This window comes from Cobetia sp. UCD-24C (assembly GCF_001306765.1).
Taxonomy (GTDB): Bacteria; Pseudomonadota; Gammaproteobacteria; order Pseudomonadales; family Halomonadaceae; genus Cobetia; species Cobetia amphilecti.
In genome coordinates this window covers 31385-48883 of the sequence record NZ_LJTD01000005.1, presented here as the reverse complement: position 1 = coordinate 48883, position 17499 = coordinate 31385, and the positions used below count along the sequence as shown (strand labels likewise).

The 17499-nt window shown below is 62.9% G+C and carries 16 protein-coding genes; 2 read left to right on the top strand and 14 right to left on the bottom strand.

What is annotated here, in order from left to right; genetic code table 11:
* Window positions 1–120 precede the first annotated feature (120 nt).
* Window positions 121–1062: a DMT family transporter gene (locus tag AOG28_RS08900; protein WP_054556173.1), complete on the bottom strand. Its 942-nt coding sequence runs from the start codon at window positions 1060–1062 to the stop codon at window positions 121–123.
* A 204-nt stretch (window positions 1063–1266) separates the two neighbouring features.
* Between AOG28_RS08900 and AOG28_RS08895 the strand changes: the two genes are divergently transcribed.
* The gene (locus tag AOG28_RS08895) at window positions 1267–2187 is read left to right on the top strand and encodes a LysR substrate-binding domain-containing protein (RefSeq protein ID WP_054556172.1); all 921 of its coding nucleotides are present in this window, start codon (window positions 1267–1269) and stop codon (window positions 2185–2187) included.
* A 115-nt stretch (window positions 2188–2302) separates the two neighbouring features.
* Here AOG28_RS08895 and AOG28_RS08890 read toward each other — a convergent pair whose 3' ends face one another.
* From AOG28_RS08890 to AOG28_RS08835, 12 genes are all read right to left on the bottom strand, one after another.
* Window positions 2303–3883, bottom strand: coding sequence for an aldehyde dehydrogenase (NADP(+)) (locus AOG28_RS08890; protein WP_054556171.1), 1581 nt, complete (start codon window positions 3881–3883; stop codon window positions 2303–2305).
* Window positions 3880–4896, bottom strand: a complete 1017-nt coding sequence (locus tag AOG28_RS08885) for an amidohydrolase family protein (protein WP_054556170.1) — start codon at window positions 4894–4896, stop codon at window positions 3880–3882. Before AOG28_RS08885 ends, AOG28_RS08890 begins: the two co-directional genes overlap by 4 nt.
* 43 nt (window positions 4897–4939) lie before the next feature.
* A complete protein-coding gene (locus AOG28_RS08880) occupies window positions 4940–5875 on the bottom strand; it encodes a YncE family protein (RefSeq protein ID WP_054556169.1) in 936 nt (311 codons plus the stop codon).
* Window positions 5876–5979: 104 nt separating this feature from the next.
* Window positions 5980–7026, bottom strand: coding sequence for a DctP family TRAP transporter solute-binding subunit (locus tag AOG28_RS08875; RefSeq protein WP_082388593.1), 1047 nt, complete (start codon window positions 7024–7026; stop codon window positions 5980–5982).
* Window positions 7027–7121: 95 nt separating this feature from the next.
* Entirely contained in the window at window positions 7122–8402 is a 1281-nt protein-coding gene (locus tag AOG28_RS08870; protein WP_054556168.1) for a TRAP transporter large permease subunit, read from the bottom strand.
* Complete coding sequence (locus AOG28_RS08865; protein ID WP_054556167.1) at window positions 8399–8875, bottom strand: TRAP transporter small permease; 477 nt, start codon at window positions 8873–8875, stop codon at window positions 8399–8401. Before AOG28_RS08865 ends, AOG28_RS08870 begins: the two co-directional genes overlap by 4 nt.
* A gap of 195 nt (window positions 8876–9070) precedes the next feature.
* Window positions 9071–10090, bottom strand: coding sequence for a TRAP transporter substrate-binding protein (locus tag AOG28_RS08860; RefSeq protein ID WP_054556166.1), 1020 nt, complete (start codon window positions 10088–10090; stop codon window positions 9071–9073).
* A gap of 98 nt (window positions 10091–10188) precedes the next feature.
* The gene (locus tag AOG28_RS08855) at window positions 10189–11199 is read right to left on the bottom strand and encodes an amidohydrolase family protein (RefSeq protein WP_054556165.1); all 1011 of its coding nucleotides are present in this window, start codon (window positions 11197–11199) and stop codon (window positions 10189–10191) included.
* Between the two features lie 38 nt (window positions 11200–11237).
* Window positions 11238–12236: a TRAP transporter substrate-binding protein gene (locus AOG28_RS08850; RefSeq protein WP_054556164.1), complete on the bottom strand. Its 999-nt coding sequence runs from the start codon at window positions 12234–12236 to the stop codon at window positions 11238–11240.
* A gap of 170 nt (window positions 12237–12406) precedes the next feature.
* The gene (gene araD1, locus AOG28_RS08845) at window positions 12407–13420 is read right to left on the bottom strand and encodes an AraD1 family protein (protein ID WP_054556163.1); all 1014 of its coding nucleotides are present in this window, start codon (window positions 13418–13420) and stop codon (window positions 12407–12409) included.
* A gap of 10 nt (window positions 13421–13430) precedes the next feature.
* A complete protein-coding gene (locus tag AOG28_RS08840; RefSeq protein ID WP_054556162.1) occupies window positions 13431–14603 on the bottom strand; it encodes an L-rhamnonate dehydratase in 1173 nt (390 codons plus the stop codon).
* A gap of 60 nt (window positions 14604–14663) precedes the next feature.
* Entirely contained in the window at window positions 14664–15692 is a 1029-nt protein-coding gene (locus AOG28_RS08835; RefSeq protein ID WP_054556161.1) for a 4-hydroxythreonine-4-phosphate dehydrogenase PdxA, read from the bottom strand.
* 223 nt (window positions 15693–15915) lie between these two features.
* Here AOG28_RS08835 and AOG28_RS08830 point away from each other — a divergent pair, with 223 nt between their 5' ends.
* The gene (locus tag AOG28_RS08830) at window positions 15916–16644 is read left to right on the top strand and encodes a FadR/GntR family transcriptional regulator (RefSeq protein WP_054556160.1); all 729 of its coding nucleotides are present in this window, start codon (window positions 15916–15918) and stop codon (window positions 16642–16644) included.
* A 74-nt stretch (window positions 16645–16718) separates the two neighbouring features.
* Here AOG28_RS08830 and AOG28_RS08825 read toward each other — a convergent pair whose 3' ends face one another.
* Window positions 16719–17342, bottom strand: a complete 624-nt coding sequence (locus tag AOG28_RS08825; RefSeq protein ID WP_054556159.1) for a helix-turn-helix domain-containing protein — start codon at window positions 17340–17342, stop codon at window positions 16719–16721.
* Window positions 17343–17499: the final 157 nt, after the last annotated feature.

The window sequence follows — 17499 nt, the reverse complement described above, 5'->3', positions numbered from 1 at the left end:
GCCCTTTGAGGCGGCCTTGGCATGTCTGAAATAGATGAGTGAAATAGGCGAGTGAAATAGACGAGTGAAACGTGCGGGGAATGACCATCGACCAACCCAGGCTTCATCAGGTGGGGTATTTCACTGTTCTGATCCAGTAACAGGTACACCACCCACAGCCTTTCGAGGGCCGGCCACACGCTGCTCGGCGCGCAGCGTCCACATCACACCGCCGAGAATCAACAGCATGCCCAGCACTTCATTGGTCTGCGGCCATTGCCATGCCAGCAGATATCCGTAGAGCAACGCACAGCAGGTCTCGAAGACGATCATCTGTCCGCCTACCGACACCGGCAGGCGCTGGGCCGAGGAATTCCACAGGGCATTGGCGATCCAGGAGCCCCCGACCGACATGAACAGGGCTGCGGCAGCGAAGGCTATCCAGCGTTCAGACGAGAGCTCCAGCGGCAATATCCGCGGCTGCAAGACGGCGACCAGCACAAGAATCATCACTGCCACGACCCCGGTCGCGATGCCTTGCAGGGTGGACCATTCTCGCGCGGAGAAACGACCGGCCTTGAGCTGCTGGGCATTGCGCAGCGCGAACCATGCCCAGGACATCACGCCGAGCGAGCCACACAGCACGCCGATCAGGTCTCGCCACTCTCCCGCGCCCTGCAGGAAGCGAAGCAGAACAGGCACGTTCATGCAGACGATCCCCACCCCGATCAGCGTCAGGGACAGGCTCACGGACAGGTGGCTCGCCTGAATATGGCGTCTCCCGATCAACATCACCGCCACCGGCACCAGCCCGTTGAGCAATGCCGCGATGGCCACGCCGGCATATTGGACGGCCGCCGTCAGCAGGATGAAGTACGCCACATTGCCCGTCAGCGCCAACTCCAGCAGCAAGCGGGTATCGCGCGCAGTGAGGCGAGCGGACAGGCGGCGAGCATGGGGCAACGCGATCGCCGCGGCAAACAGTCCGTAGAGCCCGAAACGTGCGCAGCTGATGACCACTGGATGGATGTCGCCAAGCAGTGAGGGCAACACGATGACGCCTCCCCAGAGGGCGCCTGCCATGCCAGCATGGACTATTGCTTTCTTCATGATGAGTTGCCCTTGTCTTGATCAAGGGGCCACTCTAATGCGTTACTTCGTGATCAAGCAGCGACTTTGCCGCATCCAGCCATTCCATCAAGGAATGTGCGGCGCGAGAGCTGCCTGGAGCCATCCACGCGAGTGCAATGACGAACACAGACACAATTCCAAATACAGGGAGCCCCCATGGCAGGACGCTTTCGCCATCTTCCCTCACTTGAGGGACTCGCGGCCTTCGAGTCCGTGAGTCGCTTGGGAAGCTTCACCCGCGCCGCCGATGAGCTGTGCCTGACCCAGAGCGCCATCAGCAAGCAGATTCGCGCGCTGGAAGCGTCACTTGGCACGCCGCTGTTCGTGCGCAAGGCGCGCGGTGTCACGCTTTCCAAGGCGGGAATGCTCTACCAGCAGCACATTCTCCCGGCGCTGCAGGGGCTAGAGATGGCCGGGCAGCGCCTGCGCGCACTGCAGCATCCTGACACCGTCAGCGTGCTGGCAACGCATGCCGTCTCCCAGTACTGGCTGTTCCCTTGCCTTTTGAGCTTCAGCGCCGAGCACCCCGAGATCACCGTGCACATCCATGCCAGCAACGAGATGGATGCCAGCATGGTGCCGGACCATGATCTCGCGATCCTCTATGGTGACGGCGAATGGCCAGCGCTGGGGGCCACGCCGCTGATTCACGAAGATATCTATCCGGTGACGCGCCCGGATGTAATCAAGGAGCAGGAGCTTTCGCTGGAAGAGTTGACCCAGCGGCCGCTGATTCAGCTGGACTCCTCCTGGAACTGCATGGACTGGTCTCATTGGTTCGCCCACTTCGGTATTCGCTACCGTCCGCCCAAGTCTGACATCACCTTCAATCAGCTGACGCTGACCTACGCCGCCATCCAGCGAGGCGCCGGCATCGGACTGGCATGGGACTTCATGGCGGCGGAGGCCATCGCCAAGGGCGAGCTGGTACGTGTCACGGATCATCGCGCGATCACCGGCCTCGCGGAGCATCTCGTGTTTGATCTCGATCGACCGCTCTCGGCCTCCGCGCGATTGTTCCGGGATTGGCTGATCGCCAAGGCTGGGGAGGGTGGTGTGTCAGGGCAGAATGTCTGAGCAGGAAGGCTGAGCACCGTGTCTAGACATGAGTCCTGAACGTGAAAGAGCCACCCCGTGGGGTGGCTCTTCTGGCAAATGTGGACTGCACTACACCTTGTTCAATGGCGAGGTATCACTCCTCCCGCACCCCATCCACCAGTCGGCTGATGTCGGAGGGCGCGTCGTGCTTGAGCTCCGGCGGGAGCAGGGCATCCGGCAGGTCCTGATAGCAGACCGGGCGCAGGAAGCGGTGAATCGCGGCGGTGCCCACCGAGGTGGTGCGGCTGTCGGAGGTGGCGGGCCAGGGGCCGCCGTGCACCATGGCGTCACAGACTTCAACCCCTGTTGGCCAGCCATTGACGAGGATGCGGCCAGCACGACGCTCCAGCACTGGTAGCAAGTGGAAGGCCGCGGTGTGATCTGCTTCATCGAGATGCAGCGTGGCGGTCAGTTGGCCTTCGAGTGCACTGCAGACCTGCTTGAGCTGAGCGAGATCCTCGCATTCGACGATCAACGAGCTGGAGCCGAAGACTTCCGCCTGCATTGCCTCATTGGCAAGAAAGTCACTCGCCTGGGTGCTGAACAGCTGTGTCTGACACGGGCTGGCGATGGGGGAGTCGCTTTCACCGCTGGCCAGACAGGTGATGCCTGGCTGGTTGGACAGGCTCGCGACGCCTTGGGCATAGGCCTTGTGGATGCCGGGTGTCAGCATGGTCTGTACCGGGCTTGCCTGGATGGCAGGGATGGCCGCCTGCTTGAAGCGTTCCAGCGCTGCGCCTTTCACTGCCAGTACCAGCCCCGGGTTGGTGCAGAACTGCCCGGCGCCCATGTTGAGCGAGCCGACGAAGGCCTCACCCAGCAATTCGGCGCGGGCTTCCAAGGCAGCCGGCATCAGGATGACCGGATTGATGCTGCTCATCTCGGCGTAGACTGGAATCGGCTGCGGACGCGATTGGGCGAGCGTCAGCAGGGCGGTGCCACCACTGCGCGAGCCGGTAAAGCCGACCGCCTGTATCTCGGGATGCTTGACCAGTGCCTGACCGACCTCATTGCCTGGGCCGAACAGCAATGAGAAGACGCCTTCCGGCATCTGACAACGCCTGGCGGCGTGAGCGACGGCCTGACCGACCAGTTCCGAGGTGCCCGGGTGGGCCGAGTGTCCCTTGACCACGACCGGACAGCCTGCAGCGAGTGCTGAGGCGGTATCGCCGCCGGCCACCGAGAAGGCCAGTGGGAAGTTGCTGGCCCCGAAGACGGCGACCGGGCCAAGCGGGATCTGACGCTGGCGCAGATCGGCACGCGGCAGGGGAGTGCGCTCCGGTAGTGCAGGGTCGACGCGCACATCCTGCCACTCACCGCGACGCAGCACCTTGGCGAACAGCTTGAGCTGTCCGCAGGTGCGACCGCGTTCACCGTTCAGGCGTGCCTCAGGCAGCCCGGTCTCCTGCATTCCGCGCTGGGTCAGGGTCTCGCCGAGTGCCTCGATCTCCTCGGCGATGGTCTCGAGGAAGAGGGCTCTTTCTTCGGGCGTCGTGGCGCGATAGGCATCAAAGGCCTGGCCTGCCAGTCGGCAAGCGTCTTCCACATCCCCTGCATTCGCCCCCGGGTAGCCGGGCGCCAGGCGCTCTCCGGTGGCCGGATTGATGGCGTGGATCGCCTCGCCCTTGGCGGCAAAGCTTCGCTGTCCGATGAGCTGATGGCCGTTGAGTGTCATGGTGCCTCCTGTCTGGCATGTTGGGTGGGTCTGGCATCGTGGGTGATAGCGGCAATCGGCAGCCGATACCAGTGAATGGCGTTGTCGTGCAGAACCTGGTCGAACGCGATCTGGCGTTGGTCGTGAGACGCCGTCTGCGCGATGGCACCCGTCACCAGCGATAGCCAGTCGCCATAGCTGACCTTGAGTCCGGAGACCGGGAAGTTGCTGGCGAACAGGCAACGACGGGGGCCGAAGATGTCCAGTACCTCGCAGAGCAGCTCGTGATTGGCGCTGGCATCCCAGGCATGCCAGGGCGTGCCCAGCTCCGAGAGCTTGACGGCGACATTCGGGTTCTCAGAAAGCGCCCGCATGCCTGCTCGCCACTGGGCGAGGCCTTCCGGCGTGCGATCCCACGGCAGGCCGCTGTGATTGAGAATGACGCGCAAGCCGGGGTAGTCCTGAAGCGTCGTGGCCGCCTCTTCGAGGTGCCAGGCGGGCACGCGCAGGTCCCAGCTCAGGTCACGCGCCTGAAGCAGCGCCAGCCCCTCGCACCAGCGTGGGTCCTGCAGACTGCCGCTGGTTCCCGTCACCGACTGGCGGGTCTGAGGCGTGGCGGCGGTGACCGGCTTGGCACGCACGCCACGAAACAGCGCTGAGTCACAATGCGCGTCAAGCTGTGCGGCGCACGCCTCAGTGCCGAAAGCCGCCCAACCGACATGCGCACTTGGCAGGCCCTCGGTTACGTTCTGCTCGGTAATCCAGCGCGTCTCTTTCTCAGCCTGTGGGCGTGACGCTTCGGCTTCGCAATGCACGCTGCCGACCAGGCGATAGCCCGCAGGCACCAGACGCTTGAGATCCGCGACCTGAAAGGGCTGGCGGATCGCGGCGTAATCGCCGAGAAAGAAGTTCTCCACCGGCGAGTCCTCCAGCCAGGGATACGCCACTTGGCCATCCAGCGCCCAGAGATGATGGTGGGCATCGATCAGCGGCTGGCTTTGTGAAGGTTCGCGCTGTATTGGGTTATACGTCATGACTGGCTCGTGTCCTGGCAAGAAGTATCAAGTGCCCACTGACTCAGTGGTCACGCACCAGCAAGCAAGACACGTCCGGTTCGGCGCGCGTCGCGAAGCTTCGGCGTACCTGGCCGCTCTCCAGATCCAGCACCGCGATGCGATCCCCCTTGAGCGAGACGAAGGCCTGCTCGCCATCCGGATGGAAGCTCATCGCGATGGGAATCGCCTCAAGCTGGATGGTGCCCAGCGGTGCCATCGCCTCATCGAACAGCGATAGCGAGCTTTCGCCGTAGTTGGTGGTGATCAGGCGGCCCCTGGGGTCACGGTAGATGCGATTGGGGTCACGACCGGTGGTCGCCGAGGCGCGCACGGTCATCGATTCAGTATCCACCGCCACGATGCTGTCGTCATCGCGGTTGCTGATGAACAGGGTGCGGCCATCGGCGGACAGGCTGTTGCCTTCCGGCTTGCGGCCCGGAATCATCGCGATGGGCGCGAAGGTGGCATCGTGCGGCTTGAACTTGGTGATGGTGTTGCTGAGCAGGTTGATGCCGTAGGCCCAGTCGCCTACCTGGGTGAGCGCGAACAGGTGGGTCTTGTAGCCACCGGAGGACACGGCCAGGTCTGGTGTGGTCTGGGTCAGGGGCGTGTTGAACAGCAAGAGGGTGTTGTGGCCTTCGCTCATCGCATACAGACGATCTTGCTCATCGATGCCCAGCCCATGGATGCGGTAGTAGGGCCAGGTGCTGAGCGTGTTGACCAGCGTGAAGGTCTCGAGATCGACCACGAACACCGAGCAGCCGCCCTGATCGCCAATACAGTCGGCGCCGAGGATGCCGTAGTGGCCCACAAAGGCGTAGCGGCCGGTGGAATCCACCACGAACTCATGTGGGTAGTCCGGCAGGCGCAGGTGATTGAGCTCCTCGCCGCTGGTGGCATCGTAAAGGCTCAGCGTATGCGCGCATTTCTGGTTGAGCAGCAGAACATCTCGGGACATGACATTTCTCCAATCAGCGAGGGCCTGTTTGTTAGGGCCTGTATGTCGAGGGCTTATGCCCTCGCTGGAGTGACAGATAGGGAAAACGAAAAAGCGCTTGTGCGTTACTGAGTCACGGCGGCCGTGGTCTTCTGCGTGCCTTGCGGCTGGGCGTTGGTCGCGACATCGGCACCGGCCTGACTGGCGACCTGAATGGCATCGATCCAGTCACGGCCATTGGCGGCTATATAGCTGTCCCAGGTGGGTAGCACGACCTGCTGGAAGGCGGCGGTATCGACGTCGGTCTCGATCTTCATGCCCTTGGCGGCCAGTTCAGTGAGAATCTTCTGCTCGTTCTTCGCGTTCAGTTCGCGCTGATAATCACCCGCCTCGCGTGCTGCGCTCACCAGCACCTGCTGATACTCCGGTGACAGGCTCTCGAAGGTGTCGTCGTTCATCACCATCAACAGCGAGGTATAGGCCTGGTTGGTCAGCGACAGGTAGTCCTGCACTTCGTAGAAGCCTGCCGACCAGACGATGCTGATCGGGTGGTCCTGCGCATTGACCGTGCCGGTCTCCATCGCGGTATAGAGCTCACCCAGCGGCATCGGTACCGGGTTCGCGCCGAGCAGGGAGAAGGCCTCGATCAGAGACTTGTTGGAGTTGGTGCGCATCACCAGGCCATCGACATCCGCGGGTGTCTTGATCGGGTGCTTGGAGTTGGTCATCGCGCGGAAGCCGACCTCCCAGAAGGCCAGGCCCTTGAGGTTGTCCTGCTTGAGCAGTGCCAGGGCATCGTCGCCGACCTTGCCGTCCAGCACCTGATAGGCCGTCTTGTGGTCCGGGAAGATGTAGGGCAGATCGAAGGCGCCCAGCGCCGGCTGCAGGCCCGCGAAGTTGGGGTTGCCGGACAGCTCGATATCGATGGTGCCGCTGCGTACGCCGGCGATCATCTGCTGGTCACCGCCGAGCACGCCGTTGCCGAAGATGTTGACGGTGATCTCGCCATCCGTGCCTTCCTTGACCAGCTCGGCGAAGCGCTCGGCCGCCTGTTGCTGGGTATCGGTGGTCGGGGCCGCGTGGGCCAGCTTGAGCACGGTGGCTGCATGCGCGGCGCTCATTGGCGCAAGGAGAATCAGGCTGGCGAGGGAGGTCTTGAGCATGGGCGTCATGGAAAGGCTCTCTTGTCGTTGTTGTCGTGAGTGGCGCTGTTGTCGTGAATGGCTCGGTTGTCGTGAGTGGCGCTGGCGACCTGCAGAACTGCGGGTCAGTCGGTCATCCAGTACAGGGGAACGGTGATGATCTGCGGGAAGGCCACGAACAGCAGTAGGATCACCACATAGGCGAGGGCGAAGGGCGCGACGCCACTGACCGCCTTCTCGAACTTGAGGTTGCCGACGCTGGTGATCACGTTGAGCACGTTGCCGACCGGCGGGGTGATCAGGCCGATGGCGCAGTTGAGGACGAACATGATCCCGAAGTAGACGGGGTCGATACCGGCCAGCTTGACGATGGGCATCAGGATCGGCGTGAGCACCAGAATGGTCGGGGTCAGGTCCATCACCATGCCGACTACCAGCACGATGCCCATGATGGCGAGCATCAGGATGCGCGGATCATCGGCCAGCGGCTGCAGCAGACCGGCGACCATCAGCGGCAGCTGGGCGATGCTGATCAGCCAGGAGGCGACCATCGCGGCAGCCACCAGGAACATCACGATGGCGGTGCTGCGGGCGGCCTGGGCGAGCACGGCGTAGAGCTGGCTGAGGTCGAGTTCGCGGTAGACCACGGTGGCGACGAAGATGGCGTAGACCGCCGCGACCACACCGGCCTCGGTCGGGGTGAAGATGCCGCTCTTGATGCCGCCGATGATGATGGCCGGCAGCATGATGGCCCAGAAGCTGTCCTTGAGTGCCTTGAGGCGTTCACGCCCGCTGGCCTTCTTCGTGACCACCAGATCTTCCTTGCGGGTCATGAACAGCCACATCACCACCAGGGTCACGCCCATGATCAGCCCCGGCACGATGCCGGCGAGGAACAGCTTGCCGATGGAGATGCCACCGGCGACCCCGATGATGATCAGCGGAATGGAGGGCGGGATGATCGGCGCGATGATCCCGCCGGCGGCCATCAGGCCGGAGGAGCGGCCGAGCGGGTAGCCGGCCTTGCGCATCATCGGCAGCAGCATGCTGGCCAGCGCTGCGGTATCGGCGACGGCAGAACCGGACAGGCTGGCCATGACGATGGCGGCGAAGATGGCGACGAAGCCGAGCCCGCCCTTGCGGTGGCCCACCAGTGACATCGCCAGCGTGACGATGCGCTGGGAAAGCCCGCCGCGCGACATCACTTCGCCGGCGGTGAGGAAGAAGGGAATGGCCAGCAGGGTGTAGCTGTCGGCGCCATTGACCAGGTTCTGGGCCAGGATCTGCGAGTTGAACAGATCCAGATGCAGCATCAGCACGATGGCACTGACCAGCAGGGCGAAGGCGATGGGGAGGCTCAGGCCGATGGCGGCCAGCAGGGAGCCGAGGAAGAGCCCGATGGTCATGGCGTATCTCCTTGCGAATCAGAGGCGTGGCTCGGCGCGACGCGCGGCGTGACAGCATACAGTGCCAGCGGCGTCAGCAGACGCCAGAGCAGAATCAGTGACATCAGCACGCCCGCCATCAGGCCGGCGAGATAGAAGACGCCGACCGGAATGCCGCTGATGGGAGAGAGGTTGCTCCAGTTGAGCACCGTCTGGGCATAGCTGCCCTTGAGCAGCATCAGACAGCAGCCGAGCATCGCCAGGGTCACCAGCCGATCCAGCCCGGCGCGCATGGCCGCTGGCAGCTTGTCGGCGAAGGTATTGACGCTCAGGTGCTCCTGGCGGATCAGCGCCGTGACCGCGCCCATGAAGGTGACCCACACGAACAGGAAGCGGGACAGCTCGACACTGATCGAGATGCCGCTGTTGAAGCCGTAGCGCAGCACCACATTGACGAACACCAGTACGATCATCGCCACCAGCGCCAGCACCATCAGCAGGGTCAGGGTCTTCTCGAGTCCCTTGAACAGCGCCGTGATGCCGACGGCAATGCTCGAGGGGGCGGCCGTGTCCTGCGGAGCTGTCTTTTCCTGCGCGGCGCCAGCGGCCGCGCTGCCGCGTGTCGGTGGCTGGGACTGATGTCAGGGACAGATGACACAGGCTCTGATGACAGGCGCTGATGAAAGTGTTCAGCGCGCGTCGGCCAGGGCAGTCTGGAACTGCGTCACCACGTCTGCGTCAAGCGCCTGGGTGTGCTGCTCGATCACCGGTGCCAGGGCCTCACGCATGCGCTGGCGCTCACTGTCCGCGACCACGTTGACGGCCATCTTCTTCTCAAGGGCACTCAGCAGCTCCTCGTTCAGGGCGCGACTCTGTTCGCGCTGATAGAGCGTGGCTTCTCGGGCGGCCTCGCGGACCAGCTGGCGCTGCGCCTCATCGAGTGACTGCATGAAGCCTGACGAGGCGACCAGCACCAGGGCGTCATAGGCATGCGCGGTGCGCGAGAGGTACTTCTGGACCTCGAAGAAGCGCTTGGCGTCGATCACGGTGTAGGGATTTTCCTGGCCATCCACCGTGCGGGTCTCCATGGCCGTGAACAGCTCATTGACCGACATGGGCACGGCGTTGGCACCCAGCCCATTGAAGAGGTCGATGTAGAGCGCGTTCTGCATGGTGCGAATCTTGAGGCCTTCGATGTCCTCGAGCGTCTCGATGGGGCGGCGGCTGTTGGTCATGTGACGGAAGCCGTTTTCCCAGTACTCGAGTGCCACCAGCTGCTTGTCATCGAGGCTTGCGAGCAGGGCTCGGCCGGCCTCGCCATCCAGCACCGCGTCCGCATGTGCACTGTCATCGAACTGGAAGGGCAGGCTGACGATGTTGAAGTCAGGATTGAGACTGCTGAGGGTCGCGGTGGACGGTACGGTGAAATCCAGAGTCCCGGACTGCAGCATCGAGGTCATGTTGACGTCGTTGCCCAGGATGCCGTTGGAGAACACCTTGACGGTGATCTCGCCTTGCGATTTCTCCTCGACGAGCTCTGCGGATTTCTTGGCACCCAGTGTCTGTGGGTGGGAGTCCGGCAGACTGGTACCCATGCGTGCGGTGATCTCGGCGTGGGCGGCGGTGGTGAAACTCAGCATCAGGCCCAGCCCCAGGGCAGAGGCTGTCTTGATCAGGGCGTTGCCTGACAGGGAGTGGCGGGTAAGCATGGCGAATTCCTTGCAGTTTGTTGTTATGGGGACTGTGTTGTAGAGCTTGTTGTCATGGAGGCGGATAGTGTTGAGGGTCATGTGCTAACGACCGTGCGCTAGGCGCTGGTGTCTAGCGAGTAGCGGCGCACGGCGTTGTCGCAGAACAGCTTGAGGCGGTGTTCGGGGCTCAAGCTGCGGCTCAAGTCCTTGAAGGCTTGCCAGAGCGTATCGAGTGAGGCCACCAGCCCATCGACCGGGAAGTTGCTGGCGAACATCACGCGATGAACCCCGAAATGACGCAGGACAATCTCGAAGATCTCGCGGTTGTCTTCCAGTCGCCAGGGCTTGCCCGCGAGACCGAGGCCTGAGAACTTGATCATCACCTGCGGCCAGGCAGCGACTTTGTCGAGGGCCCGCGACCATTCACGTAGGGTGTCGGGATGACGATCACCGGGGACACCGGCGTGGTTGATCACTACCGGCATGTCCGGGTGGCGTTTCAGCAAGGGCAGCAGTTCCTCGAGGTGCCACCAGGGCACCTGCAGCTCGAAGATCAGGCCACGACGCGCGACTTCACTGACGCCATACTGATAGCGCGGGCAGCGTAGCGAGCCGGGCAAGGCGTGGGTGGCCAGTCTCGGATCGTGACGCTCCAGTGCGGCCGGCTTGTGACGGACGCCCTTGACCATACCTGACATGCAAAGCCTCTCGAGCTGCTCGCCGATGTCATCCTGATCCAGCCAGACCTGGCCGATCATGGCGTTGGGCCAGCCGCTTTCGCGGGCAGTCTCCTCGATCCAGCGCACTTCCTTAAGCGCATCGCCCCGCACCCATTCCGCCTCCATGTAGACACACCCCAGCAACCGATGCGCCTCGCCCGCCGCCTGGAGATGCTCGGCGGGGAGGTAAGGGCGACGGATCGCGGAGTAGTCGCCGTAGCGGAAGGGAATCATCGGCTCATCACACAGCCAGGGGTGGTAGTTCTGCGTCGGGTCCCAGACATGCATGTGGGCATCGATGATCGGCATATCTTCCTCCTGGCGGGTGGTCAGATAACGTGCGCGCTGCTCGTCCAGTTCCGCCAGAGACGCAGGTATTACCGGAAATTGGAGTGAGTCAGAGAGCATGGCGTGCCTCCTTGAATGGGCGAGTCAGGCGAGCGTGATCAGCGCGCGAGGGCGGTGTCGATGCGATCCAGCAGCTCGCTGCCGTGCTTAGCAGTGAACTCGGCGCGTACCGGCTCGGCGACCTTGGCACGCATGCTGGCGGTATCAGGCTCACGCACGACCTGCATGCCTTGCTCCTCGAGGAAGGCCAGATCGCCCTGCTCATTGTCATGATTGAGCTGACGCTGATAGCGGGCCGCTTCCTGAGCTTCTTCCTTGATCAGGGTCTGCAGTTCGGGCGCGAGGCTGTCGAACGTCTGCTTGTTCATGATCAAGGGGGCGGCGGTGTAGGCGTGTGCGGTGAGCGACAGGTGCTCCTGCACGGAATAGAGGTTGGCGGAGCGGATCAGGCTGACCGGATTCTCCTGGCCATCCACGGTGCGGGTTTCCAGCGCGGTATAGAGCTCTGCGAAGGGCATCGGGGTCGGATTGGCACCGAGAGCCTGGAAGGCGGCGATATGCGCCGGATTCGGGGTGGTGCGCAGGGTCAGGCCGCTGACGTCATCGGCGTTCTCGACCGCACGTCGCGAGTTGGTGAGGTTGCGAAAGCCGATTTCCCAGAAGGCCAGTCCTTCGATCTGTTGCGGCTGCATGGCGGTCAGCAGCTCCTGGCCGATATCGCCATCCAGCACCTGATAGGCCTGCTCACGGGTGTCGAACAGGAAGGGCAGGTCGAGCACATTGAGCTCGCCGACCAGCCCACTGAAGTAGGGGTTGCCTGAGAGCTCGATATCGATGGTGCCGCTGCGCACGCCCGAGATCATGGCTTGGTCATTGCCCAGCTGACCGTTGGGGAAGATCTTGATGGTCAGTTCACCGTCACTGCGTTCTGCCAGACGTTCGGCGAAGCGTTCGGCGGCCAGGTGTTGTGAGTCGGTAACTGGATGCGCATGGGCGAAGGTCAGCGAGGTGGCGGCGTGTGCGGGGCCTGCCAGCAGCAGACCGGCAAGAGCGGCGGTGATGAATGAGGCGGCGGTATGGCGGGTCGTGATGGTCATGGCGAAGCCCTTTTCTCGTTATTGTCGTGATGCTTCTGGTGCGTACAGGCGTTATTGACGCCGGTGCTGTTGCTGTTGCTGTTACTGGTGCTGACGGGGTCAGGGCCGGGTGGTGGCGAAACCCTCCAGGCCCTGATCCCTCCTCTATGGCTCGTGCTGATCAAGCGTGCTCACAGCACCGCCATGGCGGATGGCTGCTCAGCGTTGTTGGCATGGGTCTCGAACGCGACGGGATTGCGCAGTGCACGCCCGAAGGCGGGCAGTTCGATCTCGAAGCGATCGCCTTCCTGCACCTTGATCTGATCGGCGAAGCTCAGGGTGGCGGTGCCAAAGAAGTGCACATGCAGGTCACCGGGCGCGCGGAACTGGGCGTACTTGAAGTGGTGATGCTCCAGGTTGGCCAGGCTATGGGCCATGTTGGCCTCACCGGTCAGGAAGGGTTTCTCCCACAGGGTCTGACCGTCGCGGGTGATGCGGCTAGTGCCTTCCAGGTGCTGGGGCAGCTCGCCGATCAGCAGTTCAGGGCCGTAGCTGCAGGCGCGCAGCTTGGAGTGGGCCAGCCACAGGTAGTTGGCGCGCTCGGTGATGTGGTCGGAGAACTCGTTGCCTACCGCGTAGCCGATGCGATGCGGCTGACCGTTGGCATCGTTCACGTACAGGCCGACCAGTTCGGGCTCTTCGCCGGCATCCTCGGCGAAGGCCGGTACGCTGATCGCGGTTTCCGGCGCGACCACGATGCTGCCGTCACCCTTGTAGAACCATTCCGGCTGCGCGCCGACCTGGTCTGCGGCGGGCTTGCCGCCCTCGAGCCCCAGGCGGAACATGCGCATCGAGTCGGTGACATTGGCGTCATTCTCGCTCTGTGCCTGGGCGGCGGCATGCATGGCGTCGCGAGTATCGGCGCTGCCCAGATGGGTCAGGCCGGTGCCGGTGACGGTGCAGCGCGCGCGGTCGGGGTGGGTGACCGGCGGCAGCAGTTCGCGGCGATCGATCGCCTGCTTGTAGTCGACCAGGGTGTGCGAGTAGTGATGTTCGATCAGCGCGCTGAGCCCGATGCCCAGCTCGATGGCGCGAGAGGCCAGCTCATAGGTGCCGCCGGGAAAGTCGAGCAGGCGCAGCTGGTCGCGGCTTTCGACCACGGCGACCCGCGGGCCATTGGCGGTACGAAGTTGGACGAGTCTCATGATGGCTTCCTCACTCGATGATGTTGAACTGATCGAAGTAGTCGCTGTTCAGCTCGAGGCCCAGCCCCGGGGTCTCTTCGTCGAGGTCGATGAAGCCGTTCACCGGCTCCGGGTCACCCTTGAAGATGTAGTAGAAGAGCTCGTTGCCGATCTCGACATCGTGCACCGGGAAGTACTCGCTCATCGGTGAGGCCAGTGAGGCCATGGTCAGGTGGTAGTTGTGCATCTGGCCGGCGTGCGGGATGACCGGCACGCTGAAGGATTCGGCCAGCGCATTGATCTTGCGCGCCGCGGTGATGCCACCGACCCGGTTGGTGTCGTACTGGATGACGGAGACGGCACGCTTTTCCAGCAGCTGGCGGAAGCCGTAATGGGTGAATTCGTGCTCGCCACCGGAGATGGGAATGCTGGTCAGCTGATTGAGTTCAGCGTAACCATCGATGTCATCGGCGATCACCGGCTCTTCCAGCCAGCGCGGCTGGAAGCGCTCGAGCTTCGGCAACATGCGCTTGGCGTAGTCCAGGTTCCAGCCCATGTAGCATTCGAGCATCAGGTCGACATCCTCGCCGATGACTTCGCGCACGGCGGCGACGCTATCGAGGTTGGCACGCACGCCCTCGACGCCGTCACGCGGACCGTAGCCGAAGCGCATCTTCATGGCGGTGAAGCCTTGATCCAGATAGGACTGGGCCTCTTCCTGCATGCCCTTGAGGTCGGTGCGGTAGAGCTTGGAGGCGTAGCAGGGGATCTTGTCCTTGGTGCGCCCGCCCAGCAGCTTGAAGACCGGCTTGCCGACTGCCTTGCCCATGATGTCCCAGATGGCGATATCCACGCCGGAAATGGCGGCCATGCCGATGCCCTTGCGGCCCCAGGCGTGGGTGGAGCGGTACATGCGCTGCCACAGGTATTCGTAGTCGAAGGGGTCCTGACCGATGATCAGCGGCGTGAGGTACTGATCGATGATCGCCTTGGCGATGCGCGGCGCCAGCGCCACGTTGCCCAGCCCGACCAGGCCGTTGTCGGTCTCGATCTCCACTACCGTCCAGCCGTGGAAGCGGAAGGTGCCCATCGAGTCACCCTTGTCCCACAGCTCGTCCATGGCGTTGGAGCAGAAGTGGGCGGTCGGGGGCACGGTGTGGCCTTTCCATTCGAAGACGCGGGTTCTGACGTTGGTGATCTTCATCGAATTATCCTTGTTGTGGATGGCGTTGATTCAGGTTCATGAGCGAGAGGCGCAAGCGCATCAGGCAGAAGCGGTCTCGAGGCGCAGCGCACGCAGGTTGGTGCCCATGCGCTTGGCGATCGCGAAGGCATTGCGGGTCGGGTTGACGTCTGCCTTGCCCTGACCGGCGATATCGAAGGCGGTGCCGTGGGCCGGCGTGGTGATGGGAATCGGCAGGCCGCCCTGGACGGTGACGCCGGACTTGAAGCCCAGCAGCTTGATCGCGATCTGCCCCTGGTCGTGGTACATGGTCACGATGGCGTCGTACTCGCCATCGCGCGCCTTGAGGAAGATGGTGTCAGCCGGGAAGGGGCCTTCGACCGGGTAGCCCTGTTCATTGCAGCGCGTGACGGCCGGCGCGATGACGTCGATTTCCTCGCGGCCACAGGTGCCACCTTCGCCACCGTGGGGATTGAAGGCGGCCACGGCGATGCGCGGGCGCTCGAAGCCAGCCAGTTTCAGCGAGTCATGAATCAGCTGGCTGGCGGCGATGATGCGCTCCTGGGTGACGTACTCGGCGGCGTCCTTGAGCGGAATGTGCGAGGAGATGCGCGAGGTCCACAGCGTCCCCAGGGTGTTGAATTCGCAGAAATAGCCCTCGACTCCCAGTTTCTCGGCGAAGAAGTGCAGCTCGTCCTCATGCCCCAGACCGCCTTTCTTCATCGACAGCTTGTTGAGCGGCGCGAAGCAGATGGCGTCGACTTCCTCGTTCTGGGCCGCCTCCAGGCAGCGAGACAGCACCGCGAGGGTCGAGGCGCCACAGGCGGCGCTTTCCTCGGCCAGCGTCACATCCTGCTGCGCTACGCTTTCCACCAGCATCAATGACAGGCCTTCATGCTCGCGGGCCTCGGCGAAGCTTGCGACGCGCGGCAGCTGGGTGAAGAGGCCGGCCTGGCGCTGGCCCTGTTCCCACAGCCACTGATCGCCGACCAGCACGCTGTGGGTCTCGGCGAACTGCTCGGGTTCCGCGACCAGGCATGCGATCAGCTCCGGGCCGATACCGGCGGGGTCACCAAGGGTGAGGGCAATGACAGGGCGTGTTGCGGACATGTGAATTCCAGCCTTGTGAGAGTTGGCGTTTTGTTGGTTTCTTCAATCAATTCGCACTTTATGGTCTGCTGGTTGGTTTACCAGACCAGTTGAGATAAAAATTAGCCGAGGCCACGCTGATCGGTCAAGGTTTTCTCGAAAATTGCGACCATGGTCGGTTTGTGTGTGCGTGATATGCGGTTGTCGGTTATGCTGGTATGAAATCTATACCAGTGGAGGCTGCATGAAGCAGACGCCTTTCGCCTTCGAGAAAGCGCTGAAGAATCAGACCAAGAAGGAAATTCTCGCCGACAAGCTCATCGAGATGATCCTGACGGGGCTGCTGCGCGATGGAGACGAGCTGCCCAGCGAGCGTGAACTGGCGCAGTTGTTTGAAGTGAGTCGTGAGACGGTGCGCGGTGGGCTGGCGCTGTTGACGGGCTATGGCCTCTTGAATGTTTCGCACGGTAGCAAGTCACGGGTCTGTGCCAGTGAGGCCGTGATCGACAGCTTCCGCAATCATCCCGCGCGTCAGCAGGGCGATGAGCTCAACAACCTGGATATCGAGAGCGTCTTCGAGAGCCGGATCGTGGTGGAATCGGCCATCGCCCGCCGCGCCGCGCGACATATCGATGAGGTAGGGCTCAAGAAGCTCGACGCCTTGCTGGAGGCTCAGTCGCAGCACTTCGACTCGCCGGTGAACTTCCAGCTCTCGGACCAGAACTTCCATCACGTCATCGCCGAATACTCGCGCAACGAGATCCTGATCCGCTATGCCGATGAGCTTTATACCTACGCGCTCAACATTCGCCGCCAGGTTATGGCCGAACACGGCTCGATCAAGCGCAGCTATGAAGAGCATGTGCGTATCGTCGAGGCACTACGTGCCGGTGACCCGGATGCTGCTGAACGCGCCATGCTCTCGCATATCGACAGCGTCTATTACACCACGCGCGACAAGATGCCCCATTGAGAGGGGAGATGAATCACGAGCGGTATGAACCAAGAGGGCCATGAAACAGAGCGGGGCATGCTGAACGCGCTGCCTCAGTATTCTACGCCCGTCATCACCCAGACGATGCGGGTCTCGGTCTCGCCGGGGTTGCGAATCCAGTGGGGTTCTTCTCCGGTCAGCGAGAAGCTATCGCCCGGATTGAGCAGAAAGACCTGCTCGCCGAGGGTCAGCTCCAGCTGGCCACTTTCCACATAGCCCGCTTCCTCACCGCGCCGCTGACGCGGCGTCTCGCCGCCGCTGCCACCGGGCTGAAGACGGGTCATGATCAGGATGAGCTGACCGCTCAGGCGAGGGGAGAGCAATTCTTCCCGCGCGCCGATGGCACCGAGGTTCATGGCGCGGCGCTGATCCGCGCGCACGATGGTTTCCTGCTCGGCCGCCGAATCACTGCCGCCAGGCTGGAAGAACCAGCTGACGCGCACGTCGAGGGCGTCACTCAGCGTCTGCAATACCCCGATGGGCAGCGAAGAGACGCCGCGTTCCACCTGACTGAGATAGCCGACGGATTTGCCAACGCGTTCCGCCAGTTGGCTGAGGGTCAGCTGGCGGGACTTGCGCAGGTCGCGCAGCTGCCTGCCGATACGGCGGTCTTCCTGTTCTGCATTGCTGAGCGTGCTGCCGGTTGATGCCTGTGAGGAGCCTGTGTCCGTGGTCATCCGGTTTCCTCTTGGCTATGGGCGCTGGCGGTCAATGAGTGGCGTTTCATATGGATGAAAAGCATGCAGCGGTTTTCATCAGCAAGATTATCAGCATGTGGCGTCGAGAGATAAGCCTATGTCGTTATCAAATCGTCGTGTCGAGGCGGAGATTGAT

What these genes read in the sequence shown, in the direction of transcription:
- AOG28_RS08900 (WP_054556173.1), bottom strand. Translation starts at nt 1,062, where the DNA reads ATGGCAGGCGCCCTCTGGGGAGGCGTCATCGTGTTGCCCTCACTGCTT.
- AOG28_RS08895 (WP_054556172.1), top strand. Translation starts at nt 1,267, where the DNA reads ATGGCAGGACGCTTTCGCCATCTTCCCTCACTTGAGGGACTCGCGGCC.
- AOG28_RS08890 (WP_054556171.1), bottom strand. Translation starts at nt 3,883, where the DNA reads ATGACACTCAACGGCCATCAGCTCATCGGACAGCGAAGCTTTGCCGCC.
- AOG28_RS08885 (WP_054556170.1), bottom strand. Translation starts at nt 4,896, where the DNA reads ATGACGTATAACCCAATACAGCGCGAACCTTCACAAAGCCAGCCGCTG.
- AOG28_RS08880 (WP_054556169.1), bottom strand. Translation starts at nt 5,875, where the DNA reads ATGTCCCGAGATGTTCTGCTGCTCAACCAGAAATGCGCGCATACGCTG.
- AOG28_RS08875 (WP_082388593.1), bottom strand. Translation starts at nt 7,026, where the DNA reads ATGACGCCCATGCTCAAGACCTCCCTCGCCAGCCTGATTCTCCTTGCG.
- AOG28_RS08870 (WP_054556168.1), bottom strand. Translation starts at nt 8,402, where the DNA reads ATGACCATCGGGCTCTTCCTCGGCTCCCTGCTGGCCGCCATCGGCCTG.
- AOG28_RS08865 (WP_054556167.1), bottom strand. Translation starts at nt 8,875, where the DNA reads ATGGTGCTGGCGCTGGTGGCGATGATCGTACTGGTGTTCGTCAATGTG.
- AOG28_RS08860 (WP_054556166.1), bottom strand. Translation starts at nt 10,090, where the DNA reads ATGCTTACCCGCCACTCCCTGTCAGGCAACGCCCTGATCAAGACAGCC.
- AOG28_RS08855 (WP_054556165.1), bottom strand. Translation starts at nt 11,199, where the DNA reads ATGCTCTCTGACTCACTCCAATTTCCGGTAATACCTGCGTCTCTGGCG.
- AOG28_RS08850 (WP_054556164.1), bottom strand. Translation starts at nt 12,236, where the DNA reads ATGACCATCACGACCCGCCATACCGCCGCCTCATTCATCACCGCCGCT.
- araD1 (WP_054556163.1), bottom strand. Translation starts at nt 13,420, where the DNA reads ATGAGACTCGTCCAACTTCGTACCGCCAATGGCCCGCGGGTCGCCGTG.
- AOG28_RS08840 (WP_054556162.1), bottom strand. Translation starts at nt 14,603, where the DNA reads ATGAAGATCACCAACGTCAGAACCCGCGTCTTCGAATGGAAAGGCCAC.
- AOG28_RS08835 (WP_054556161.1), bottom strand. Translation starts at nt 15,692, where the DNA reads ATGTCCGCAACACGCCCTGTCATTGCCCTCACCCTTGGTGACCCCGCC.
- AOG28_RS08830 (WP_054556160.1), top strand. Translation starts at nt 15,916, where the DNA reads ATGAAGCAGACGCCTTTCGCCTTCGAGAAAGCGCTGAAGAATCAGACC.
- AOG28_RS08825 (WP_054556159.1), bottom strand. Translation starts at nt 17,342, where the DNA reads ATGACCACGGACACAGGCTCCTCACAGGCATCAACCGGCAGCACGCTC.